We start from the raw sequence: 25,407 nt of genomic DNA, 5'->3' as shown, positions 1-25,407 counted from the left end.
TCGTACTCCTTAATACAATGAGTGATTGTTGTCTTCAATATGTTGTGTATCCAAACGGCCACGCATAACCCAGTAGTTCCAAAGGGTATAGAGCAAAATAATTGGCACAAAGATACATGCAACGACAAACATCACGAGCAGAGTAGTATGACTAGCTGTGACATCCCACATAGTCAGGCTCATGCTAGGATGAGTTGATGATGGCATCAAGAATGGGAACATTGAACCACCAGCAGTTAAGATGATGCCCGCAATCCCAAGCGATGAACATAAAAATGCCAACCAGCCTTTGTCTTTAAGTGATGCAAGAGCCGCTAACAGCATACCCGCAATCCCTAAGATTGGCGCTACAACCAAAATTGGATATTTGCTGTAGTTAGCAAGCCATGCGCCAGGTTGACGTTGGGCTGTTTTCATTAATGGGTTTAATACCGCATTGCCATCAATTGTACTCGTTACAACATAACCATCGATACCATATGCAATCCAAACACCAGCAAGGGCGAATAGGACGGCGCACAGAAGGCCAGTCAGAGCTGTTGATTTTCTAGAGCGGGCATGCAAGGTATCAGTGGTTTTCATCTGTAACCAAGCGCCGCCTTGAGTCACGACCATCAGTACACTGATAAGACCTGCCAAAATACCAAACGGATTAAGCAAGCCAAAGAAAGAACCAGTGTAGAAAGAGCGCATGTACTCATCAAAGTGAAATGGTACACCCTGCAGAATATTACCGAACGCTACCCCAAAAATCAGCGCAGGAACGACAGAACCAAAGGTAATACCCCAGTCCCATGCATTACGCCATTTGCTGTTTTCTAGTTTAGAACGATAATCAAAACTAACAGGGCGGAACCACAATGCTGCTAACGCAATTAACACTGCGATATAAAAGCCAGAGAATGATGTTGCATAAACAACTGGCCATGCAGCAAACAGTGCACCACCTGCGGTAATCAACCAAACTTGGTTACCGTCCCAATGTGGAGCCATTGAGTTAATCATAACACGGCGTTCAGCATCAGTTTTACCTAGGATGCGAAGCAGTGTGCCAACACCCATATCAAAACCATCTGTGATGCTATACCCGATCAGCAATACGCCAACCAGCACCCACCAAATGAATCTAAGAGTTTGATAATCCATCGATTAAATCTCCTTAGCTGTCGCAGATTTTACTTCCTGTTCTAGCGCATATCGACCGGTATGCAAACTAGAAGGGCCCTGTTTAGAGAACCGAATCATCAGATACATCTCTGCGATAAGGAAGATAGTGTAAAGAACAATCATCCCAATCATGGTTGTCCAGATCTGGCTTGGACTTAGACTGGATGTCGCTAAGCTAGTTGGGAGAATTTCCCCAATAGCCCAAGGCTGACGGCCAAATTCGGCAACAAACCACCCACATTCAACCCCAATCCATGGCAAAGGTAATGCGAGAATACAGATTTTAAGGAAGAGTTTGTTCTGGCCAATTTTGCGTCGAGCGTTTTGGTAGAATGCAGCTAAGAATACTAACAACATTAAGCCACCAGCAGCGACCATTAAGCGGAACGCCCAGAATAACGGTGCCACTTCTGGAATACTGTCTTTGACAGCTCTATCAATAGCAGCTTTGCTGACGTTATTCATATCTTTGGCGAAAGGTTTAACTAACAATCCGTAACCGAGATCGTTTTTAACCTTGTCAAAGTTAACTTTTTCTTCGTCTGTCGCGGTGCCAGCTTTGAGTTTTTGCAACAACTGGTAAGCATAGATACCATTAATAATCCGTTGACGATGATATTTCATCAGATCATCAAGGCCGGTAACTTTCTCATCAAGAGAACGGGTCGCGATTAAACCTAAAACACCTGGAATTTTGATCGAGTATTCGGTTTCTTTTAGTTTCTGATTTGGGAAACCAATTACAGTCCAGGCTGCCGGAGCAGGGGCTGTTTCCCATTCACCTTCAATTGCGGCAAGTTTAGTTTTTTGAACGTCGCCCATTTCGTAACCGGATGCATCCCCGAGTACGATAACACTTAAAGACGAAGCCAAACCAAAAGCTGCTGCAATTGCAAATGAACGGCGAGCAAAAGGAAGATCACGGCCTTTGAGCAAATAGTATGCAGAAATAACTAAAACAAAAATTGCACCAGTACAATAGCCTGCCGAAACGGTATGAACAAATTTAACCTGGGCAACCGGGTTAAATACCAATGCACTGAAACTAGTCAGTTCCATACGCATGGTTTGATAGTTAAAGTGCGATGCAACTGGGTTTTGCATCCAGCCGTTAGCAATAAGAATCCACAATGCAGATAAATTTGAGCCTAAAGCTACAAACCATGTTACCGCACAGTGTTTGACCTTACTCATTCTATCCCAACCAAAGAAGAATAAGCCGACCAAAGTTGATTCAAGGAAGAAAGCCATCAAGCCTTCAATTGCAAGCGGGGCACCGAAGATGTCGCCTACATAATGCGAGAAGTAAGACCAGTTAGTACCAAACTGGAACTCCATTGTTAAACCAGTTGAAACGCCGAGCGCAAAGTTAATACCGAAGAGCTTGCCCCAAAAGCGCGTCATATCCTTATAAACTTGTTTCCCTGTGATCACATAAGTTGTTTCCATAATTGCCAAGAGGAAAGTTAAACCCAGTGTTAGGGGAACAAACAGGAAGTGATAAAGCGCGGTTAGGGCGAACTGCCAGCGTGAAAGCTCGACCACCGTTTCTGAAATCATTATCTGCTCCTTAAGTAACGAATTATTGTTTTGTTGAAATCCCGGGGCAGATATACACCTTTGCTCAGCAATGTAAATGCCCTGAGATAAAGGCGGTAGGCGTGGCGACGTCACCGCAGTTTGGTTGTTTGGTTTTGAGCATCAACTTCTTAACATTAAATACTCAATAACCACGACAATATTATGCCATTAATTGATCTTAATTAAGAGTTAAAACACGCATTTTTCATCAATTATTTGATAATGTTACAGACTAAATACAAAATGTTTCAAAAATGTTTTTATAGTGTATTTATGTCGTATTTTCTGTGTATCTTAATGTTGATAATTAAGCATAAAAATGAAAATAAAAATTAAAAAATCCTAAACTTTTTAATATTGATCTAAATCAACTAAATATAGTAAATCTCAGTTTTAATTAATATTAATACAATCATTAACCATAAACATACATTTATAATACTTCATCTATAAATGAACAGATATAAGTATGATTTAGATCAATTTATTTACTATTTTTCCCAATGATATGTATATAACGGCCTAATTCAATATAAGTTGGATATGTCGAATATCTTAGTTCCATATCCATTAATTCCGAATCACTAAATTGCTCTTTAGCACCCGCTTTTAAGTAGTCGTGGATGACTCGCACGCCACTGACATGGGTTGTGTTGAGCTGCCATTGCTCGAACCACTGTTTAATTGTTGGCAGGGCATAGGCATGTTGCGGGGTAAGGCGGACTGTTTTTTTGGCTTTGAGCCCATTGTTAATGTAGCTAAAATTGCCACAAACCAGTGCATGGAAGCGCTGTGCTTCTATATTATAGAACATCAAGGATAAGTATCCGCCGGGGCGAATAAATCGGTTGAGGTAGTTAAGAGTTTCTTGTCCGTTATCTAACCACTCAAGAACTGCGTGACATAATACCAAATCGAATTGGCCTAAATCATCAGGCAAATCTTGAATAGCACAATGAAGTAATTGCATTGAAAGGGGTTTGGAACTTGAGCGAATATCGCTGCGGGCTTTTTCTAGTAATTGTTCTGAGATATCACACAAAACAACATCATGCCCCATATGGGCTAATTGTTGACTGAGATAACCAAAGCCACCGCCAGCATCAAGAATACGTAATTTACGCTGTTTTATTGCACAGTACTTTTCTAAATCACGCATTAAAACTGCAACACGAATTTGTCCTTTGACTGTACCATAAATGTTGCGGGTAAATTTGTTAGAAAGGGTGTCGAAGTTCTTGTCGCTCATCGGGTAAGCTTGCCGCTAAATTTGAGCACTATAATAGCTAACCTACGACAACACAATGACATTTACGAAGCCCCCGGCCATCTTTTGGCCGGGATATAAGCACTGTTTTAAGCTTTACTTAAATCATGCGGCCGAGCGATTAAATCAGCGCGGAAATTTTTCTGCCATGCATGAATGTTATTGCGCTCTAGAACTATCATCATCTGTTTCCAGCGATCAATTCGCTCATCTAATGGCATTTCTAGTGCATCAGCTAAACTTTGCGCCACAGCTTCAGTATCATATGGATTCACAATAACCGCAGAATCAAGCTCGGCAGCCGCGCCTGCCATCTTCGATAGTACTAAAACGCCCGGGTCATCCGCATCTTGAGCGGCAACAAACTCTTTGGCCACAAGATTCATACCATCTCGTAAAGGAGTTACAAAGCCAACATGCGATAAGTTGTAAAGAGCTAAGACTGTATTTCGTCTGAATCCTCGATTTAGATAACGCAAAGGGGTCCAGTCAAAATCAGCATAAGTGCCGTTGACATGTCCAGCAGCTTGATCAATTTGCTGCGCTAATTGGCCATAGGCATTCACATCTCCCCGAGAGGTTGGCGCTACCTGCATGTAGACAACGCCTCGATGCAGTTCGTTATGATTTTTTAACAGTTGCTCATAGGCTTTAAAGCGATGGAATATGCCTTTGCTGTAATCAAGCCTATCTACGCCGATTAACAATTTTCGCTCAGCTAATTCTTTTTTCAATTGCCGGTATTCTTGGGAACGCTGACCACTTTTAACTAGCTGAGGCATCTCATCTGTTTCAATCCCAATGGGGTAAACTCCAGTTTGAACTTGATGTCCCAAGCAATCAATGAGTCCTGAAGGTGAAATATCGCCTTTAAAGGTATGTTTTATTGATTCATGAAAATCGCGCTCATCAGTTAATGTATGAAAGCCGAGCAAGTCATAATGGAGCATTTCCAATAATAGATCATGGTGATCAGGAAGTGCGCGCAGCAAATCTAATGGTGGAAATGGCGTATGCAAGAAAAATCCAATAGGGCATTTTACGCCCGCTTCTCTTAACATTCTTCCCATTGGAATTAACTGATAATCGTGGATCCAGATCACGTCATCATCTTTCAGATAGGGAAGCAAGTGGTCAACGTATTTGCGGTTAACGCCTAAATAGCCCATCCGAAAGTGATGACGATAATTCATCAAATCTGGACGCTGATGAAACAGCGGCCACAAAACACTATTAGCATAGCCTCGATAAAAATTGTTGTATTCATTTTGGCGCAGTCCAATAGTGACAAAATCGATGTTTTTTCGTCTTTCCTCTCTTATTTCTGAAACAGGACGGTTTTCAATTCGCCCGTTCCAGCCAAACCAAAGCCCGCCGGCTTCAGCCATTGCTGCGAGTACTCCAACAGCCAATCCTCCCTGAGCACCTTTGCTCAGAGAATCTGGCCTTGCGACTCGATTGGATACAACGACAAGTCGACTCATAGTTCATCCTCCCAACGTTTACTTAACATTCGGGCACAGTTGATGATTCCAACCATGCTATAGGTCTGCGGGAAATTCCCCCAGAGTTCGCCGCTGTCAGGTTCAATATCTTCGGATAGGAGCCCAACGTGGTTTCGTCTTTGTAGCAGATCTTCAAATAATTCTCGGGCTTGTTCATGGCGGCCAATCGATGCCAATGCCTCGATATACCAAAAAGAGCAGATAGTGAAGGCGTTTTCTGGTGCGCCAAAGTCATCTTCAATGACGTAGCGAAATATATATTTACTGCCTGAAGGTCGAAGTTGCTGCTCTATCGCTTCAACTGTGCCGACAAAGCGCGGGTCATCACCTTGAACATAGCCCAATGTGCAAGCCAGAAGTAAGCTGGCATCCATGCTATCGCCGCCCCAAGTGGCGGTGTAGCTATTTAATTTTTTATTAAAGGCATTGTCATCGATATCTTTGCGCATCGTTTGCGCGTGTTGCTGCCAGTATTGTTCGCGTTGTGGCAACTGAAGTTTACGCGCAATTTGCATTAATCGGTCTGCAGCGGCCCAGCACATCATGCTCGAAAAGGTATGAATATGTTGGCTACCTCGCAGCTCCCAAAGACCGGCATCAGGTTGATTATAAAATTGCACCGCTTTTTCACCGACGGCTTCAAGCAGCTGAAATAAGCGTTGATCGCCTGGTCTTCGAATTCGCTCATCAAAAAACATTTGAGTTGCTGATAATACGATTGCACCGTAAACATCGTGCTGAATTTGATCCGCTGCCTGATTACCGAAGCGAACCGGGCCCATTCCTTGATAACCATCCAGTGCATCGATAATGCGCTCTTGCATATGTTTATCACCATTGATGCAAAACACCGGTTGTAGATATTCTTCATCAAGAGTTGCCGCCAGATTCACCAAGTATTGCAGGTACTGCTCCATAGTGGCAGTAATCCCAAGCCGATTGAGCGCATGTACCGTAAAATAGCTGTCGCGCAGCCAGCAGAAGCGATAATCCCAGTTTCTCTGGGTATTTCTTGCCTCTGGAATGGAGGTTGTCATTGCCGCAACAATCGCTCCGGTATCCTCAAAGGCACTTAGTTTTAAGGTAATGGCTGAGCGGATCACTGCATCTTGCCACTCGAACGGAATCGCAAGGTTTCTAACCCAGTCCTGCCAGTTAGTCATCGTTTCGTTTAAAAAACGCTGCGTTAGCTGTTTAATCGGCTCTTCAATACTTTCATCACTACCAAAGATAAGATAACGCTCTTGGTCGAGGATAAACCACTTTTCATCATGAATGCTGGTAATCGATACATCGGTTGTTAACCGTAACGACTGAGTCTCGCCGATGAAACTGATGTGGTTGCTGCCTTCAATGCGCTGGTATGGTTTATTTTGCTCATTATCCGCTGGGCGTAGCCGAACTCTAATTTTGGGCGAACCAATTGGCGTTAAAATTCGCATGAGGGTGATCGGGCGATGCGTGCGACCATATAACCAAAATCGCGGCGCAAAATCGGTAATGGTCAGCCCGTTCCCTCGTTGGTCGTACAATGTTGTTTTTAATATCGCGGTATTTTTAATATATTCTTGTTCGCTGTATGAAAAATCAGCTATATCAATCCCATAGGTACCAGTTAAAGATGCTTTATCACCAACTTTAAGCAGTGATGCAAACACTGGATCACTATCAAAGCGAGGCATACACGACCAGACAATTTCGCCAACTTCATTCACTAATGCGCTAATCGTACAGTTACCTATTAGGGCTAATTCCAGATTGTTATCGGGCATATTATTCCTCGCGGTGTAAGCTTGAATTTAGAAATGAAAAAACGTCTTCGGGAGATTGTAGACGATAATCAGCGATGGTTTCGCCTTCACCAACTTTAACTGCAATACCGTTGTGTTGTTTAACCCATAAAAAAGCATCTTCATCGGTAATATCATCACCAAAGTACCAAGGTGTTTTATTTATAAAATTGAGGCCTTGCATAAAAAATTCAAGGGCAGATGCTTTGTTCACTCCTTGTGGCTTTAATTCTCTGATGTATTTCCCATGTTGAATATTTAAACCACTGTATTGGTGAATAAGCGTATTTAAATATTGGTCAACCTGTATTTCCAACTCGGGTTTATTCCGATAATGGATGGCTGCAGATAATGGCTTCGCTTCCCATAGCAACTGATATTTGTCACAGAATTGCTTGCATTGACGAATGAGTTCCTCAGGCAGAGGAGTCACATCAGGATGAATCACAATTTCACCCAGAGGCTCCTTTCTAAACTGCATTCCGTGGCTTCCCCCCATCAGCAGCGAGGGTAAACAGAGCAGGGCATCAAGTGATTCGATACTTCTACCACTGACAATGGCAAGAGCGTGCTGTGTTTGAAAGTCAAGCTGCGTCAACATTTGGCGAAGTTGTTCAGTCACAACAACGGCGTCTGGTGTCGGCTGCAGATCTACTAATGTGCCGTCAAAATCTAAAAATATTGCAGATTGATTTAATATCAATTCAGGCAATTTATTTTGCATATAACAGCTCTCCAATCATTAGAACTATTATAAACATAACGCGAATCGATAAATAAAACAAGTCAGCGATTTTAATATGCACGTATGTATTGAGAGGTTAAATAAGAAAAACTTAAACTTTAATAAAGTGTTTTTCATCAAATAATAAATCTTATTACATTTATATTTAATTAAAATAAGAGCTGTTTTAATTAAATATAAATAGCTAATGCAATCACTTCTATTATATTTTTAATATGCTTATAGGTGGAATATAGAATATGAAAATTCTTTTATAAAAAAGGCCCAAAATGGGCCTTATCATTTATTTCACTCGCATGCCTGGTTCGGCACCATCATCAGGTGAAAGCAACCAAATATCTTTTCCACCAGGGCCTGCTGCTGCGATCATCCCTTCCGAGACGCCAAAGCGCATTTTCCGAGGTGCTAAATTAGCTACCATCACCGTTAAGCGACCTTCGAGATCTTCTGGAGCATAAGCAGATTTGATACCTGCAAAAACCTGGCGGGTTTCACCGCCTAAATCGAGCTGCAATTTGAGCAATTTATTAGCATCTGGCACATGTTCGGCTTTAACTATTCGAGCCACACGCAGATCGACTTTAGCAAATGTATCGTAGTCAATCGTTTCACTAATCGGCTCATCGATTAACGGGCCAGTTGCTTTAGGCTGCTGCATTTTAGCCAAGTCTTCTTTAGAACTTTCAATCATCGCGTTGATTTTATCCATTTCGACACGTTGCATCAGTGCTTTAAATGGATTAATCGCTTGACCAAAGATAGGCTGATGAATGCCTTCCCAAGTTAACTTGGTATTTAGCAGCTCTTCGGTGTGTTCAGCTAAATCAGGCAAGACCGGTTTGAGATATGTAATCAGAATTCTAAATAGCTCAATAGCTAGTGAACAAACTTGATGAGCTTGCTCTAAAGTCTCATCACTTTTGACCAACTGCCATGGTGCCTGCTCAGCGATAAACTGGTTTGCTTTATCAGCAAGAGCCATGATTTCGCGAATGGCTTTGCCAAATTCTCGCGCTTCATAAAATTGGGCAATTGCTTCTTCGGCTGCTACAAACTGGCCAAGAAGTTCAGGGTTGATGTTCTTGTCACAAAGTTTGCCATCGAAGCGTTTTTTAATAAATCCAGCTGTGCGACTTGCAATGTTAATGACTTTACCGACTAAGTCCGCGTTAACACGCTGGGCAAAATCTTCCAAGTTCAAGTCTAAGTCATCAATACGGCTATTTAGTTTGGCTGCATAATAATAACGCAGATATGCCGGATCGAGATGTTTCAAATAAGTGGATGCTTGAATAAATGTCCCTTTAGATTTAGACATTTTTTCACCGTTCACGGTGACATAACCATGGGCAAAGATATTGGTTGGTTTACGATATCCTGCACCATCAAGCATTGCCGGCCAGAACAAACCATGGAAATAGATAATGTCTTTACCAATAAAGTGATAAACCTCAGCCGTTGAGTCTTTATTCCAGAATTGGTCGAAATCGACATTATGTTGATCACAATAATTTTTAAATGCGCCCATGTAGCCAATTGGAGCATCTAGCCAGACATAAAAGTATTTACCCGGAGCATCTGGAATTTCAAAGCCAAAGTAGGGCGAATCACGGCTTATATCCCATTGCTGGAGGCCTTGTTCAAACCATTCACGCAGTTTGTTCGCAATTCCTGCTTGCAATGAACCTGAATCAATCCACTCTTTGAGCATTGTTTCAAATGCTGGCAAATCAAAGAAATAATGCTCTGATTCACGCAGAATTGGTGTCGCGCCCGAAACAACAGAATGAGGATTAACTAGTTCTGTAGGGCTATATGTTGCACCGCAAGCATCACAGTTATCGCCATATTGGTCTTGTGAACCACATTTAGGGCATGTTCCCTTAACAAATCGGTCCGGCAAAAACATCTGTTTTTCTGGATCATAAAGCTGCGAAATTGTACGAGTTTTAATGTACCCGTTATCGCGCAACATTTTATAAATGTGTTCAGAGTAAATTCGGTTTTCTTCGCTATGGGTTGAATAATAGTTATCAAAGCCAATGCGAAAACCAGAAAAGTCAGCCATATGTTCTTGACGGACTTGTTTGATGAGTTCTTCTGGTGTGATCCCAAGTTGTTGGGCTTTAAGCATAATTGGGGTGCCGTGAGCGTCATCGGCACAGATATGATAACAGCTGTGCCCTCGCAGACGTTGGAAACGAACCCAAATATCAGTTTGAATGTGTTCGAGCAGGTGACCTAAGTGAATGGCGCCATTTGCATATGGCAGAGCACTAGTCACAAGTATTTGTCGTTTTGTCGTTGTCATGCTGGTTTAACTACTGTAATTAAAAAGAAAGTTACGCTATTTGGTCAATATTCACGTGAGTCATAGGCAAAGCCTCCCATCAATAATTTTTGACGGGTGTCATCTGCGGATTAGACCGTTCGATATCTTAAAATCGGGTGATACCCTTGGGATGACCTGTATATCATGACGAAAATATCTGATCTGACATCCTACCTGATTGAGGCAACTTTTCCTAGCCACCCCATCGCGTGAATGACGTAAATGCGTATAATACGTTCAAGCGAATGTAAAAGGGTAACATTATGGGAAATCAGGTTTTTCAACACCAACCCGAATATTGGTCAATGACAATAGAACAATCCGGTTGGTTAACTCGCGATAAAAGCAATCTCGATGAGTGGGTTTTTGCACCCCCTTTTTTCTGCCCAAATGTCTTTGAATATATTCACCAGCAGTTAAAGACAGTGCGCTATGAGCCAAAAGTCAGTGCGCGAGCTTTAAAGGGCAAAAATCAAACGCCTATTAAAGGTGTTAAAAATATGCTGGCGGTTAGTTCTGCTAAGGGTGGTGTCGGTAAATCATCAGTAACTGTTAATTTAGCAACAGCCTTAGCTAAAGCAGGGGCGAAGGTCGGCATTCTTGATGCTGATATCTATGGCCCTTCCATTCCCTTGTTATTAGGCCTTGAAGGGCGTCAACCAGACTCAAATGATGGCAAAACGATGGAGCCACTGGTTGCCCATAATGTTTATGCTAACAGCATTGGTTTTTTACAGCCTCCCGAAGAAGCCGCTATTTGGCGTGGGCCAATGGCGAGTAAAGCGCTGATGCAACTTTTAGCGGAGACTAATTGGCCTGATCTTGACTACTTGTTGATTGATATGCCCCCAGGGACTGGCGACATCCAACTGACGATGGCTCAGCAGATGCCGGTCACGGCAAGTCTTGTCGTCACAACGCCTCAAGCACTGTCACTTCGCGATGCACATAAAGGCATTTCAATGTTTTATCATGTCGACGTTCCAGTGCTCGGAATTATCGAGAATATGAGTTATTATATCTGTTCGTCTTGTGGGCACAGACATCGGTTATTTGGTGAACAAGGGGCAGAAATGTTGTCAGAGGCAACTAAACTGCCATTGCTTGCTAAATTGCCATTTGATCAGAATGTTAACTTATGCAATGAAAAAGGGAATGACCTTCAGCAACTCGATTGCCCAAGTGCTGGAATCTATCTCTCATTGGCCGAACAACTATCAACACGGTTGTATTTTAATTCAGGTGAACGAGCTGAGCCCATTGCTGTTGAAGTACTCTAAGTTGAGACTGATTAAGCTAGAGCACTGATTAACAAACTGTTAACCCCGTACGTTGTGAACGCGCGGGGTTTTGTTATATGTAATGTAAATTATTTCCAATTAACTGCTTTCGTATAAATATAAACATATGTCTAAATCGTCTAAGTGTGTGGTGATCGGGATAGCCGGAGCTTCAGCATCAGGCAAAAGTCTGTTTGCTAAAAGCGTCTATCAAGAGGTCAGTGATGAACTCGGTTCGGGCTGCATTAGCGTTGTTTCCGAAGATAGCTATTATAAAGATCAATCAAATATGTCGATGGCGCAGCGAGTTCGTACTAATTATGATCATCCGCAATCGATGGATCACGCACTGCTTGTTGAGCACCTTAAATTACTTAAAGCTGGCACACCAATTGAGATGCCACAATATTCTTATACTGAACATACTCGCTTACCGACCACTAAACACTTTGGTCCAACGAAAGTGATTTTATTAGAGGGAATTTTATTGTTCACCGATGAAGCTATTCGTGCTCAGATGGATGCGAGTATCTTCATGGATACTCCGCTAGATATCTGTTTAGCGAGGCGTATTGAAAGAGATGTTCGAGAGCGCGGCAGAACATTGGAATCGGTCTTAGCCCAGTACCATTTAACTGTTCGCCCTATGTTTAAGCAGTTTATTGAACCTTCCAAACAATATGCTGATGTCATTATTCCCCGTGGCGGTAAAAACCGCATTGCCATTGATATTATTAAAACCAGAATTCGGCACTTATTAGCCCAATCAGAGGAGAAACACTAATGCGATTATGTGATGTAGATATTGAGCAGTGCCTAGCCGATGGTCGCATTGTGATTGACCCAGCCCCTTCCGAGGGGATGATAAGCGGGGTAACGGTTGATATTCGCCTTGGCCATGAATTTCGGGTGTTTAACGATCACACCGCACCTTATATCGATTTAAGTGGCCCAAAAGCTGAGGTCACAGAACAGTTGCATAAAGTAATGAGCGATGAAATTTATATCCCTGATGGCGACGCATTTTTTCTCCATCCTGGGGAGTTAGCGCTGGCTGCAACTTACGAATCTGTTACGTTGCCCGATGATTTAGTCGGTTGGCTTGATGGGCGCTCGTCACTGGCTCGCCTTGGGCTAATGGTCCATGTGACGGCACATCGAATTGACCCTGGATGGTCCGGTAAAATCGTTCTTGAGTTTTATAACTCGGGTAAATTGCCATTGGCATTGCGTCCAAAAATGGCAATCGGGGCACTGAATTTTGAGACATTATCAGGGCATTCGGCAAAACCGTATAATAAACGCGCTAATGCGAAATATCGCAATCAACAGGGCGCAGTTGCAAGCCGCATTGATGAAGATGAACAAGCGTCCTGAGGATTTAGAGTATGCGTAAGTGGGTGATTGTACTGGTCGCATTAATCGCTGTGGCTTGTGCAGCATTTCTGACGGTTGTATTGCAGATTAATCCGAATGATTTTAAATCGGTAATCAGCCAAGAAGTAAAGGCTAAAACTGGACGCACCTTTACGATTGCTGGTGACATGCACTGGCAATTTTGGCCGTTAACGCTCTCGGCCAGTAATATGTCGCTCAGTGATGATCCTAATTTTCGCTCTGGTAAATTACTGTCCATAGGCCAGATGAAAGTTGCTGTGTCGCCATGGGGATTGGTCGAAAAACACCTCGAATTGGGTAAAATTGAGCTTTCTAAAGTTTCAATGTCTTGGCTGCGTAATGCGCAAGGTCAAACTAATCTTCAGTCATTATTAGATGATGTGCGGCGTGCCTCGGGGGCTCACCTTGTTGATACGCCATCTTCGTGGCAGATTTCTGCTCAAGGCGTTGAAATTCACGATGTAACCTTGGATTTTACCGACCAGTTAAATCACCAGCACATTCAAGTTTCGCCTCTGAATATTTCACTCGGCTCAAAAGGGGCTGATCAATCGCGTCCTTTAGATGTGTCGCTGCATTTTGATGATGGTATTCATCAGTTGCAAAGCCATCTTCAGGCATCGGTTCGGGTGACGAATAATTGGACTAATTGGACGCTAACTGATTTTACGCAAACGACTCAATTTAATGGGCAATTTAACCAGCAGGGAGTCGATAGCCTGACACTTTCTGGCGCAGCACATTTTGATTCGCAATCAAAGCAATTGGTGATGCGTCCGTTGTCGTTTAGCTTTAACAAACAGCCATCAATGGATGGTGAGTTAGATTTTGATGGCAGCCATGCTCCGTATAATGTGACGTTTAATGTAACCGGAAGCGAGCTTCAAGTTCCTGATGCGAAGACCTTACTTAATCGATTCGCTCATCAACATATTCAGGGCATTGATTTGATGAATGCACAAGGACAACTGAAATTAGATCAATTAAAAGTGGGGCAGATTACGCTGGATCATCTGTTATCAAAAGTCGTGGTTAAAAAGGGTGCAATTAAGTTTCAGCAGCTAACCGCTGATTTTTACAAAGGTAATCTTAGTGCTAATACTGAACTTGATTTAAGCCAGAGTCCTGCAACATTTGATGTCACTGGCGATATTGCAGGTGTTGATGCCAATGCGTTATTTAAAAGTTGGTGCCAAGCGGCTCCTGTCACAGGAACATTACGTTTGAGTACCCAATTGCAAGGGACTTTGCCTATTCAGTCTTTTCATCATGTTAAAGGAAACGTGCAAGTTAACTTAGCCGATGGCGTGTTTGCTGGCGTGAATGTTTCGACATTGGCAGGCAAAGGCAACAGCGAGCTGAAACAGTTCAATGGCCGGGCTGAGTTCACCTCTGATGAGTTAAACCTCAAAGCCCTCCAAATGCAATTGGCAAATGGGCAAACAAGACATGCTTCCGGGCATTGGGATGAAAACACAAACCAAGCGATACTAACATTATTTGATGGGGATAAGTTTTTAAAACGGCTGAGCGTTAGTAATGACCTTTGCCAGCCGCATTATCTATTTAAAAACTAATGTCGAAGTGGATAGGTTGCAATAATCTTCGTTGGCTGACCTAGTGGGTCAACAATGGCGATGCCGATTCCACTTACTTTTCCCTGTGCGTGAGGAAGCTGTTTTGCAACCTGACGTTTAAAGGTTTCAAGACTGGCGTTTTGCTCATTTGCGAGCAATGTCATATGAGGCTGAAAATTCTGAAACACATTTGGGCTGCCATAACGGTTAAATGCGGCAAGTTTATTCGGATAATTTTTGACCCAATCAGGTAGGTTAGGCGTTTTCGCCCGATAGTCTTCGAGCGCCAATGTTGTTTTATCTGCTAAGTTTTGTAACTGTTTAGACCAGCTAATATCGATAAATACCCAGTTTCCTTTGGTAACTGATATCCCTTGAGCACTTAGGTTAAAAACAGCTGTTTGGTTAGCCAATTGGTGAACGACTTTTTTTACCTTCGGTAGAGCTTGCTCTGGATATTCGGTTAAATACAGCGTGATATGGGGCTGCTTGCCTTTAGCATAAAAAGTTGTCATTCCTAAATGGGACAGCGTTTGGCTGTTTTCTTTCACCAAGTTCTGAATTGATTCCGAGGGCAGGGCAAAAATATCCACCGAGACATTTTTGGCCCATGTCAAAGGCATAAATAAACTTGCAGAAAGAGCCGAGGTTAAGGCTAGCAATTTAGTCCAACGCATAAAATTTCCTTAAATGAGTACGTTCTATTATTTAAGCCGCTGATATGTGACACTGTGATGATATCGCGCTGAAATTTGTCTGCGTTAGGCTTAAGTCACTCTAGTTATGCCGCGAATATGCGGTTAATAGCAATCGTTCTGATGCAACCAGATAATCGTGCAGCAAAGTCACTGCCTGAGTCACTTTGCCTGCGCTAAGAAGTACCAATAGTTGGTCATTTTTCTCGATATATGGTGCATGCAGTCGCTCGGGAGAACCCAGATAATTAAATGCAAGCCTAAGCTCCGCCGCAATGTTGTAATACAAATGCTGCAGTCGCTCGCTATCTGAGAGCGAAACTAAGGCCCGGTGAAATTCCATATTGGCGGTGCCAACACCTTGCCAATCCCCTTCATTACGCCATTGTTGAGCATTTTGAATGGCTTTTCGCATAGTTTGTAATGCTGGGTGAAATGGATAAGATTGTTTAATGGCATCAATTTCAATAAGTCGTCTGACCCGATAAATATCGATAATGTCTTGAACTTGTGGGCAAGCGACACATACACCGCGGTGCGGTTGATAAACAATTAGCCCTTCTTGGGTCAGTAGCCGAAACCCTTCGCGTAGTGTATTGCGCGATACTTCGAGTTGCTCGCTTAAATTAGCTTCACTTAAGCGTTGCTGTGGCAAGAGTTTTCCTTCAGTAATGAGCTCACGGATCTGTTGATAGACTCGCTGACTTAGACTTTGTTGACCTAATTTCCCTTTCATATTGACTCTTGAGTCTTAGCCCTTGATGGGCTCAGCATTGCACAGACCGTTGTATCAGACAAGAAAATCAAAAGCACTAAAAGTGTGCTGTGTGGCACTAAATGTGTGCATTGGTTGATTTAATAGGAATGAATATCTAAAAATAAGGCCAAAAATCGAATATTTTGATCGTCTCGCAAGCCTTTATTGTTCAACAATATTTATTGAATATTAGCGTGATTTCTATAAAACCCTGATTTTGGCGCGTTATTTGCTGGTATCTTGCAAATAATGAGGCGTTAGAGCAAGTGACGGCTAGGCTAAGTTCACAGTTTTTAAAAAGATGTTTTATTTAGATAGAAAAATTTAATCAACCTTTGATATTTGTAGACTCTGACTGTTTGTGATCATGTAGACTCTGACTGTTTGTGATCATAGTGAATTGCTCAAGAATATTCGATGATGAGCTCTCGCGCACCTCTTATAACAATATTGATTTAATCATAGTGGGATACATATGGCTTCAATTGATCTAAATAGCGACCTGGGTGAGAGTTATGGGGCGTGGCAGATGGGTGATGATCAAGCCATGCTTAATATTGTTACCAGTGCCAATATAGCCTGCGGTTTTCATGCAGGTGATCCGGCAACGATATTAACGACGTTGCGCCATGCAAAACATGCCAAAGTAGCAGTTGGTGCCCATATCAGTTATCCCGATAAAGGTGGCTTTGGCCGACGCAAAATGGATTTAAGCTACGATGAGCTTTTCTCAGATAGTTTATACCAAATCAGTGCTCTTAGTGGTTTAGCGCAAAGTGTCGGGACTCAGGTCAGCTATGTAAAGCCTCATGGGGCTTTGTACAACACGATTGCTCAAGATTTTTCTCAGGCTCAAGCGGTTATTGATGCGCTAAAAGCGTTTAATCGTTCACTTTCACTGGCGGTTCTTGCTGGAAGTCCACTGGTTGCAATGGCCCAGCAGCAAGGTATTCGAGTGATACAAGAAGCCTTTGCCGACCGAGCTTATCATGCTGATGGGCAGTTGGTATCGCGCCGCGAACAAGGCGCTGTTATTCACGATCCTAAGCTGATTTGCCAGCGAATGATCACCTTGATCCAAACATCCCAAATTCCGACTATCGATGGTGGCTATGCAACTATTGAAGCCGATTCTATCTGTGTCCACGGTGATAACCCTGGTGCTGTAGCGATTGCAAGTTTACTTCGGGATGCGCTTAGTCAAGCTGGGATTGAGCTTCAGGCATTCTCATAATTGGTGTTTATGGATCATTGTTAACAAGGAATATTCCGTTGCGTTTTTTACCCGTTAATTTAACTGCACTATTAGTCGAATTAACAACTCTAGAACAAGCTATTGCATTGCATCGAGGTTTAATTGATAAGCCTATCGAAGGTATTACTCAGATGCTGCCAGCGGCACGAACAGTGCTCATTGAATACGATCCGTTATCTATTTCCAAAGAGCTGCTAGCTAAGCAAATTGCGCAGCGCTCTTATCAACAAAGTTCATTGTCGCTGGGAAAATTGGTTAAAATCAATGTTGAATATAACGGCTCTGATCTTTGTGAGGTCGCAAATTATTTAAAATTGCCGATAAAAGCCGTCATTGATTGGCATACTCAAACGACTTTTCAAGTTGCTTTTACAGGATTTGCGCCTGGATTTGCCTATTTAAAAGCGCTTGGTTCATCGCTCGTAGTGCCTCGGCGCAGTTCTCCGCGAGCTAAAATTCCAACCGGTTCTGTTGCCTTGGCTGGCGAATTTACTGGCGTTTATCCCAAAGACAGCCCTGGTGGCTGGCAGCTAATTGGTCAAACTTCGCAAGCAATGTGGGATCTCAATCGAGCACAACCTGCTTTGCTTGAACCCGGTGACCGTGTGCAATTTGTTAATGTTAAAAAAACTTCTGTGGCAGTGTCCCAAAGCATGCTGCCAACGCCGCCATCAACACCTTCGTCAAATCAGACAAATGGATTGACTATTATCAGTCCTGGACTACTGACTACCTTCCAAGATATGGGGCGCATAAATAAAGCGTCTCAAGGTGTTTCTCCTTCAGGAGCGATGGATAAATATGCGTATCGTATTGCCAATCAGTTGGTTGGAAATGGCGCAGATGCGGCTGTACTTGAGCTAACGCATGGGAACTTTTCAGCTAATGTTATGGGCGATTTAGTCGTGGCTTTGACTGGAGCGCCGTGTCCGGTGAGCATCGAAGATAAAAATGGACATCCCGTTCCATGCAAGTTTAACCAACCCGTTGCACTGTGCGAAGGTGATAAATTGTTGATAGGTTCGACTAAAGCGGGCGTTCGCAGTTATTTGGCTGTTCGCGGAGGCTGGCAATGTGACAAAGTACTAGAAAGTGCCAGCTTTGACTCACTTGCTAAATTAGGACCTTCGCCATTGCATGCCGGTGAGCATATTTTTGCAAGCTTATCTTCGCCCAAAAATGCGGTCCAGAGCGAATTTTGTGAGCCATCGGGACGTTATCCAACTTCTCGCTCTTGCGTGCAGTTAGATGTTGTCTTAGGGCCGCATTGCGACTGGTTTAAAGATGATGCTCTTGAGGTTTTAACTTCTAGCGAATGGGTTGTCGGACAACAAGCTGATCGTATAGGCATTCGTTTAGAATCGAGTCATTGCATTGAGCGCAAAATCACTCATGAACTGCCCAGTGAAGGAGTCGTTGCGGGTTCTATTCAGGTTCCAGCTAATGGTCAGCCCCTTATTTTTATGCGCGATCATCCACTCACTGGTGGTTATCCAGTGATCGCCTGTATTGCTGATTATCATCTCGATTTAGCCGCGCAATTGCCGGTGGGCACATCCATTCAATTTCATCCAATCTCATCGTTTGCGGAGATTTAGCTATGCCTTTTTATTTTGATTCAAATCACCAACCTAAAGTTTTAATCGCAAACCGAGGTGAAATTGCGGTTCGTATCATTCAAGCCTGTCACGATGTTGGCGCTTTGGCTGTGGCGGTATACGCAGATGCTGACAGCCAAGCATTGCACGTTGAGATGGCGGATGAAGCTTATGCTTTAGAAGGCGCTAGCGCCAAAGACAGTTATCTTAATATTGAAAAACTGCTCAAAATAGCGAAGCGAGCTCAGGCAACCATGGTCCATCCAGGATATGGTTTTTTATCTGAACGCAGTGAATTTGCCAAAGCCGTGAGCGATGCTGGATTAATCTGGGTTGGGCCAAGCGCTGAAACTATCGATCTCCTTGGCAATAAAGTGTCAGCTCGGCGTCTAGCGCAAGAAGTAGGGGCGCCACTTGCAAAAGGAACCGACAAACCTGTTGAGAATGCGCAGGAAGTTGTGGCATTTGCAAAACAGTATGGTTTGCCAATTGCGATTAAAGCTGCATTTGGTGGCGGTGGTCGCGGATTAAAAGTTGCTCGAGAAATGAAAGATGTGGCTGAACTGTATGAATCAGCTGTACGTGAAGCGCAGGTCGCTTTTGGTCGCGGTGAATGTTTTGTCGAGCAATTTTTGGAAAGTCCCCGACATATTGAAGCCCAGGTTTTGTGCGATCAGTTTGGGAAGGTTATTGTCTTAGGAACGCGAGATTGCTCTTTACAGCGGCGTAACCAAAAGTTAGTTGAAGAAGCTCCTGCACCTTATTTAAGTGATGAACAGCGTCAAAAAATTCATAACGCGGCTCGGGATATTTGCCTAGCGGCCCATTATGTTGGTGCGGCTACGGTTGAGTTTTTATTAAGTCGCGATGGAACTGTCGCCTTCTTGGAGGTGAATACGCGCTTGCAGGTAGAGCATCCTGTCACGGAGATGGTGACGGGCATCGATATTGTTGTCGAGCAACTGCGTATTGCTAGCGGCCTTAAGTTAGAGTGTGATGAAAACTTAAATGTTCAAGGACATGCGTTCGAGTTTCGCATTAATGCTGAAGACCCTGGTAAGGGCTTTTTGCCAACACCGGGGACAATTATACAATTTAAGATGCCTACGGGCGCTGGTGTGCGTATTGATACCGGCGTTCGCTCGGGTTCATCAGTTCCCGGTGAATTTGATTCATTAATGGCAAAGTTAATTGTCTACGGGCAAGATCGCTCTCAAGCATTGCAAAGAGCCCGTCGAGCCTTAAGTGAATTTACCATCGAAGGCGTGAGTAGTGTATTGGATTTTCATCGCGCAGTGGTTGAGTGTGATGACTTTATGAAAGACTTTGCTGTTCATACGCGTTGGATTGAAACCCAGAATAAAATAACCTTTGCCTCGAGTCCAAGACCAGAGGTAAACGATAATTCAATACATCGTTTTATGATTGAAATCGATGGCAAACGTTGTCAGATTGGTTTACCTCAATCCTTGTTGGCTGGATTTAATCAAGGTTCAGTTAGACTAGAAAAGCCAAAGCATGAACAAAGTGATATTGACTCGTCACTTCTCAGAGCGCCGATTACCGGGAGTTTATATAAATGGAAAGTGGTAAATGGCGAAGCCGTGAGCAAAGGACAAACGATAGCAATTATGGAAGCGATGAAAATGGAGCTGCAAGTTTTTGCATCATGCGATGGTACGTTAGAGCAACAAGTTGACGAGGGTCAAGCGGTTACAGCTGAGCAAATTATCGGGCAAATCCGTTAATTACGATGAAGGGCTGCTGACCTTTAGCGGTTGAATTTGGTTTAAATAAATCTCAATTTGAATGAAATGCGGCCTGAGCGGCTTAATGAGTTAAGCAAATAGGGCACAGAAGTTCAGATGAATCCGAAGGAAAGTATCTGAGAGAGATTATCTAGCGAGGCGTTCTTTGTGAAGAATTATTACACAACGCAACGTTTGCCTTGTCTAAATAACTCTCAGTTACTGCAAAACTAATCACAAAAGGTCAATAGTCTCTAGTGAAAATCGTGGGACTTAATCGGTAAGTCGGCTAGCTTTGCAGTTTCGTCAACAAGCTTTCCAGCAATGACATGAATAACATGTTCTTCCCGTTCTACAATGCCATGCACCGCAAGTAGCTGTGCTTTAATTAAGGCACGGCGCTGGGATTTTGCTGTTGCAGACCAAACAATGACATTCACTTGCCCAAACTCATCTTCAAGAGTGACAAAGGTGACATCTGCGGCACTTCCTGGACGCTGACGACCTGTGACTAATCCACAAATACGAATAAGCTGCCCGTGATGACATTGCTGCAATTTATGACTGTCCAGCATATTAGGAAGAATGCCACGTTGGCGCAAAATTGCCATGGGATGGTTGCCTAAACTTACACGCGTGTAGCGATAATCTTGAATGACATTTTGGTATTCATCAGGTCCGGGCAGTTGAATCGATGGTTCTTTGGGTAAATCCTTAAACAGAGCCAAAGGTGGCAAAAGATTTTTCATCTCCCAGTGGGCTTGATATCTGTGACCAAATAATGAGCGTAATGCTCCGGCCTTGGCTAATGCTTGTTGACTGGTTAAATCAAAATAAATAGGCAGGTCATCGCTATTGATTGTGCTATTTCGCTTGGTCAAAAATTTTTCGCAGGCTCGATGATTTAAATCTTTGACCAAGCATAGTCCAAGACGTAACTGACCGGATTCTATGCTATGTTGCCATTGGCTATAGCAAATATCGATGGGTAGTACATCCACATTGTGGCGCTGAGCATCTTGAATTAACTGGGCTGGCGAGTAAAAACCCATCGGCTGACTGTTCAGTAACGCGGCACAAAATTGGGCTGGATAGTAGTATTTAAGCCAAGCAGAAAAATAAACTAATAATGCAAAACTTGCCGCATGCGATTCAGGGAATCCATAACCACCAAAACCTCTGATCTGTTGGATCAATCGTTTGGCAAAATCTAGAGAATAGTTATTTGCCGTTAATCCACTTTGTAGCTGCTGCTCAAAGCGAGTGAAGTCCTGATGCCGTTTCCAGCCGGTGATCGCGCGCCGAAGCTGGTCAGCTTGGCCTGCGCTAAAGCCTGCGGCCACCATCGCTAACTGGATCACCTGTTCTTGAAAAATAGGGACACCAAGAGTGCGTTGCAGGACTTTTTGTACGGCTTCATTAGGATAATCGACAACCTGTTTATGTTGACGGCGCAAAAGATAAGGATGAACCATCTCTCCTTGAATGGGGCCCGGTCTGACAATTGCGACTTCAATAACTAAATCGTAATAAGACTGCGGCCTCAAACGTGGCAGCATATTCATTTGTGCACGTGATTCTATTTGAAAGACGCCTATCGTGTCAGCTTGGCTGATCATGGCATAAATTTTAGGGTCTTCCTTGGGAATGTCTCTTAAGGTGCGAGGTGCATCAGGTAGATCTCGGATAAAATCCAATGTTTTTCGAATCGCACTAAGCATACCAAGTGCAAGGATATCGACTTTCATCATTCCAAGTGCTTCAAGGTCGTCTTTATCCCATTGAATTATGGAACGCCCCTTCATTGAAGCGGCTTCAATGGGTACTAAATCAACAAGTTGATCCCGTGCAATGACAAAACCTCCCACATGTTGAGACAGATGTCGTGGTTGCCCTCGTAAGTTATCGACAGCTGTTGCAAGTTGTCGGCATTGCTCAGTTGGTAGCAATTGGCATGAAGATAGTTGGGTGAGTGTCTCTAACGTTTTATCTCGCCAGTCAGGTAAGCGAGTAAGTTGACTGATAATCCATTCACTGATCCCTAGCGCTTTACCAGCATCGCGTAATGCACTACGGGTTCGATAAGTAATAACGGTTGCCGTGAGTGCAGCTCGATTTGTGCCATATTTTTGGTAAATATATTGAATGATTTCTTCACGACGTTGATGCTCAAAATCAACATCGATATCAGGTGGCTCTCGGCGTTCTTTTGAAATAAATCGCTCAAACAGTAAGTTGACCTGTTCTGGGTCGACCTCAGTAATATGCAATAGATAACAGACGATTGAGTTAGCAGCAGAACCTCGCCCTTGATAGAGAATGTTTTGTGAGCGAGCAAATGTCACGATGTCATGAATCGTCAAAAAGTAATTAGCATATTTTAGCTCCGCGATAAGAGTCAGTTCCTTTTTAAGTTGCTTGCGATGATTGTCTTTCATTCCATTTGGAAATCGTTCACGGCTTCCTTGTTCAGCGAGCTGGCGCAGGTATTGATCGGCATCGATTCCCTTAGGTGCGTGATCATCAGGATACTGATAGCGCAAACTACTTAAACAAAACTGACATTGCTTGGCTATTTCTAACCCAGCTTGCAGTTCACCTAATAGGTAGCGATTATGAATGCTTTCGAGCTTATGTAGTCGGCGCTCTGTATTTTGGGCAAGTGTCTGCCCCATTTTAGAAATAGGTGTTAGCGAGCGAATCGAGTCTATCAGATCAAGGTGCGATTTCTGGTTGCGGTGTAAAAGCCGTGGCCAGCATGAGGCTACAGCTGTTAATTGATCAACCGCCAACTGCTGACGTAGGTTGATCAACTGCTGATTTGGGGCAATTAATTCATCAGTAATTAAAGCGTAGTTGTCTTGCCAATTACTTATTTTGAGTAGATGTAATTGCTCCTGATAGGTTTCAGGTGAGGTTGGTCGCCATAAAATAAAACAATGTGTGCAGTTAATCAGTTGATTGACACTGATTCGGTATCCCTTTTTCTGATGTATTTGTCGGGCATGGCTAATGGCTCGACATAGCTGCTGATAGCCAATTATATCTTTAACTAACGCTACGAGATAAAGCCCTTCGGTCGTGATGAACGAGGCACCATAGATAATATTTATTGGCGTAATTAGACTTTGCTGCCAAGCCCTAACAGCTCCGGCAAGTGAACACTCATCAGTAATTGCAATAGCTTGATAACCTCGATGATAAGCACCAAGTACGAGCTCTTCCGGACTAACAACACTGGATAAAAAACTATACCAACTGAGCGCATTTAACTCAGCAAAATCATTTGTCTGCTTAGGCAAACCAGCCATGAAGCCACCATCCCGCCGGCGTTGCGTGTGGATCGTAAAAAGCCCATCCTTGTGCCCTCGAGTGATTAAATACAACGCGTTGATAACTGCGGATAATGCGTATGCCAGATTGCTCAAGTTCCACGAGCTCTGGCTTATCAAGGCAGATAAAAGCATCAGCTGATATTGGCTGAGGAGCTGCTAACAGCCATAAAGGACGAGGTCTTTGCGGCAGTTTTAATGGTGGCTCAGCGGGATTATCGGGTGAGTTTAATGCTGTGAGCGTAGTGGCCTGTTCTGGCAGGTGAGTATCATGATGGTTTAAATAGAAAATATTCTCTTGGCCAAGCCGTTGACTGAGTTTATCGAGAAGCGTTGCATCGGCATGGCTATATTCATTATGCCATAAATCATACCAGTGGCTTTGTAAGGCTTGGCAAGGACCGCTTTTTAACGTTATGGCAATAACTGGCTCTGGTAATTGTAAATAGTCTAATTGCAAATCGATTAATGTCTGCCATGCTTCAGCCTGATGTTGCAGTTGCACGCTGTCGATGGTCAGTGTTTCAGCTGGTCGTTGGCGATAGTGTAATTGCAGCGTTAACCTCTGACATGCAAGTTGATTGACTCGAAGATAATGTGCCAGTGCATGAACAAGTTGGCGGATGCTATGGCTTAGTTGGCTGCTTTGCGTCGCTTCATAATTGAGGATGGTTTTTCGGGTGAATTGCGCAATCGGTTTTTGCCACTGATACGTGACAGGGTGTTTACCAAGGCATTGATCCAGATAATCTAGAAGTAGTTGGCCGAATCGAGCCCGCAATTGCGCACGAGGCAATTTGAGTAACTCGCTAAGGGTGTTAAGTCCCATATCAGCAAGTTCTGTCACCATTTCTTCGGGGAGTTCACTGTACGCTAGTGCTAAGGCGCATTGATCGACACGTAGTAAAATGCGTGGTAAATCTTTTTGATTATGGCGTTGGCGAGCTAACCATATTGCTAGTGGGGCACTTAATGCAGCAACACCATCCACTGGAATTTGCTGTTGACGAATCGTTGTTAAAAGTGCTCGTAGATGCTGCTGAATTGTCGGATATATCGGTTCCATTCCTTCAGAACAGACGAGTAATCCATCATTTGAGATGACACAGACCTTGGGAGTCAGCTCCAACAATTTTGTGGCTAATTGCTGGAGCTTTTGAGTTATTTTGTTGCTATCAAAAGTCGCTATTTTTAATGAGGGCGCTAGTTGCAACGCCACACTTAAGCTTTGCCCAGAGTGAACCCCTAACATTTTTGCACTTTGATTGGCGTGCGTTATTTTTTGTTGTTCAATAATGACCAGTGGCTGGGCGCTTGGTTCTGGTGTATCGATGTAAAGCGCCAAGTCACTAAGGTCGAGATAAAGCCAATACATGCCAT

General features: G+C 43.3%; 18 protein-coding genes. 7 read left to right on the top strand and 11 right to left on the bottom strand.

The window, feature by feature from the left end; all coding sequences use genetic code 11:
- Nucleotides 1–9: 9 nt before the first annotated feature.
- From cydB to metG, 7 genes are all read right to left on the bottom strand, one after another.
- Nucleotides 10–1,146, bottom strand: coding sequence for a cytochrome d ubiquinol oxidase subunit II (cydB, locus tag ABTQ23_RS05860; RefSeq protein ID WP_408614729.1), 1,137 nt, complete (start codon nucleotides 1,144–1,146; stop codon nucleotides 10–12).
- A gap of 3 nt (nucleotides 1,147–1,149) precedes the next feature.
- Nucleotides 1,150–2,727: a cytochrome ubiquinol oxidase subunit I gene (locus tag ABTQ23_RS05855; protein ID WP_408614728.1), complete on the bottom strand. Its 1,578-nt coding sequence runs from the start codon at nucleotides 2,725–2,727 to the stop codon at nucleotides 1,150–1,152.
- Between the two features lie 505 nt (nucleotides 2,728–3,232).
- Nucleotides 3,233–3,997: a methyltransferase domain-containing protein gene (locus ABTQ23_RS05850; protein ID WP_408614727.1), complete on the bottom strand. Its 765-nt coding sequence runs from the start codon at nucleotides 3,995–3,997 to the stop codon at nucleotides 3,233–3,235.
- 107 nt (nucleotides 3,998–4,104) lie between these two features.
- On the bottom strand, nucleotides 4,105–5,499 hold the full coding sequence (locus ABTQ23_RS05845; protein WP_408614726.1) for an alpha,alpha-trehalose-phosphate synthase (UDP-forming): 1,395 nt from the start codon (nucleotides 5,497–5,499) through the stop codon (nucleotides 4,105–4,107).
- Nucleotides 5,496–7,292, bottom strand: a complete 1,797-nt coding sequence (locus ABTQ23_RS05840; protein WP_408614725.1) for a glycoside hydrolase family 15 protein — start codon at nucleotides 7,290–7,292, stop codon at nucleotides 5,496–5,498. Before ABTQ23_RS05840 ends, ABTQ23_RS05845 begins: the two co-directional genes overlap by 4 nt.
- A gap of 1 nt (nucleotide 7,293) precedes the next feature.
- Nucleotides 7,294–8,034: a trehalose-phosphatase gene (otsB, locus tag ABTQ23_RS05835; RefSeq protein WP_408614724.1), complete on the bottom strand. Its 741-nt coding sequence runs from the start codon at nucleotides 8,032–8,034 to the stop codon at nucleotides 7,294–7,296.
- 304 nt (nucleotides 8,035–8,338) lie between these two features.
- On the bottom strand, nucleotides 8,339–10,366 hold the full coding sequence (gene metG, locus ABTQ23_RS05830) for a methionine--tRNA ligase (protein WP_408614723.1): 2,028 nt from the start codon (nucleotides 10,364–10,366) through the stop codon (nucleotides 8,339–8,341).
- Nucleotides 10,367–10,650: 284 nt separating this feature from the next.
- On the opposite strand from metG, the gene apbC reads away from it, so the two are divergent.
- The 4 genes from apbC (at nucleotide 10,651) to ABTQ23_RS05810 (ending at nucleotide 14,642) form a co-directional block, all read left to right on the top strand.
- A complete protein-coding gene (apbC, locus tag ABTQ23_RS05825) occupies nucleotides 10,651–11,667 on the top strand; it encodes an iron-sulfur cluster carrier protein ApbC (protein WP_408614722.1) in 1,017 nt (338 codons plus the stop codon).
- A gap of 127 nt (nucleotides 11,668–11,794) precedes the next feature.
- On the top strand, nucleotides 11,795–12,451 hold the full coding sequence (udk, locus tag ABTQ23_RS05820) for a uridine kinase (RefSeq protein ID WP_408614721.1): 657 nt from the start codon (nucleotides 11,795–11,797) through the stop codon (nucleotides 12,449–12,451).
- Nucleotides 12,451–13,044 carry a dCTP deaminase gene (gene dcd, locus ABTQ23_RS05815; RefSeq protein WP_408614720.1) on the top strand — a complete coding sequence of 198 codons (594 nt, stop codon included), beginning with the start codon at nucleotides 12,451–12,453 and terminating at the stop codon, nucleotides 13,042–13,044. Before udk ends, dcd begins: the two co-directional genes overlap by 1 nt.
- Before the next feature lie 11 nt (nucleotides 13,045–13,055).
- On the top strand, nucleotides 13,056–14,642 hold the full coding sequence (locus ABTQ23_RS05810) for an AsmA family protein (RefSeq protein ID WP_408614719.1): 1,587 nt from the start codon (nucleotides 13,056–13,058) through the stop codon (nucleotides 14,640–14,642).
- Here the strand turns inward: ABTQ23_RS05810 and ABTQ23_RS05805 are convergent.
- Both ABTQ23_RS05805 and ABTQ23_RS05800 read right to left on the bottom strand, forming a co-directional pair.
- Nucleotides 14,639–15,319: a 2'-5' RNA ligase family protein gene (locus tag ABTQ23_RS05805; protein ID WP_408614718.1), complete on the bottom strand. Its 681-nt coding sequence runs from the start codon at nucleotides 15,317–15,319 to the stop codon at nucleotides 14,639–14,641. The two genes, ABTQ23_RS05810 and ABTQ23_RS05805, sit on opposite strands and share 4 nt — an antisense overlap.
- Nucleotides 15,320–15,419: 100 nt before the next feature.
- Nucleotides 15,420–16,073: a GntR family transcriptional regulator gene (locus tag ABTQ23_RS05800; protein ID WP_408614717.1), complete on the bottom strand. Its 654-nt coding sequence runs from the start codon at nucleotides 16,071–16,073 to the stop codon at nucleotides 15,420–15,422.
- 496 nt (nucleotides 16,074–16,569) lie between these two features.
- Here ABTQ23_RS05800 and ABTQ23_RS05795 point away from each other — a divergent pair, with 496 nt between their 5' ends.
- From ABTQ23_RS05795 to ABTQ23_RS05785, 3 genes are read left to right on the top strand one after another with little or no spacing between them, the layout of a single operon-like run.
- Complete coding sequence (locus ABTQ23_RS05795; protein WP_408614716.1) at nucleotides 16,570–17,328, top strand: LamB/YcsF family protein; 759 nt, start codon at nucleotides 16,570–16,572, stop codon at nucleotides 17,326–17,328.
- A 38-nt stretch (nucleotides 17,329–17,366) separates the two neighbouring features.
- On the top strand, nucleotides 17,367–18,947 hold the full coding sequence (locus tag ABTQ23_RS05790; protein WP_408614715.1) for a 5-oxoprolinase subunit B/C family protein: 1,581 nt from the start codon (nucleotides 17,367–17,369) through the stop codon (nucleotides 18,945–18,947).
- Between the two features lie 2 nt (nucleotides 18,948–18,949).
- Nucleotides 18,950–20,695 (top strand): acetyl/propionyl/methylcrotonyl-CoA carboxylase subunit alpha, encoded by a 1,746-nt coding sequence (locus ABTQ23_RS05785; RefSeq protein ID WP_408614714.1) that lies wholly within the window; start codon nucleotides 18,950–18,952, stop codon nucleotides 20,693–20,695.
- Nucleotides 20,696–20,949: 254 nt separating this feature from the next.
- Here ABTQ23_RS05785 and ABTQ23_RS05780 read toward each other — a convergent pair whose 3' ends face one another.
- The gene (locus tag ABTQ23_RS05780) at nucleotides 20,950–24,006 is read right to left on the bottom strand and encodes an error-prone DNA polymerase (protein ID WP_408614713.1); all 3,057 of its coding nucleotides are present in this window, start codon (nucleotides 24,004–24,006) and stop codon (nucleotides 20,950–20,952) included.
- A complete protein-coding gene (locus tag ABTQ23_RS05775) occupies nucleotides 23,990–25,402 on the bottom strand; it encodes a Y-family DNA polymerase (protein ID WP_408614712.1) in 1,413 nt (470 codons plus the stop codon). The genes ABTQ23_RS05780 and ABTQ23_RS05775 overlap by 17 nt, the downstream gene beginning before the upstream one ends.
- Between the last annotated feature and the right edge of the window lie 5 nt (nucleotides 25,403–25,407).

Source organism: Celerinatantimonas sediminis (assembly GCF_046054195.1).
Lineage (GTDB): Bacteria > Pseudomonadota > Gammaproteobacteria > Enterobacterales > Celerinatantimonadaceae > Celerinatantimonas.
Note: the sequence above shows the minus strand (reverse complement) of the source record. Positions and strands in the feature narration are given on the sequence as shown.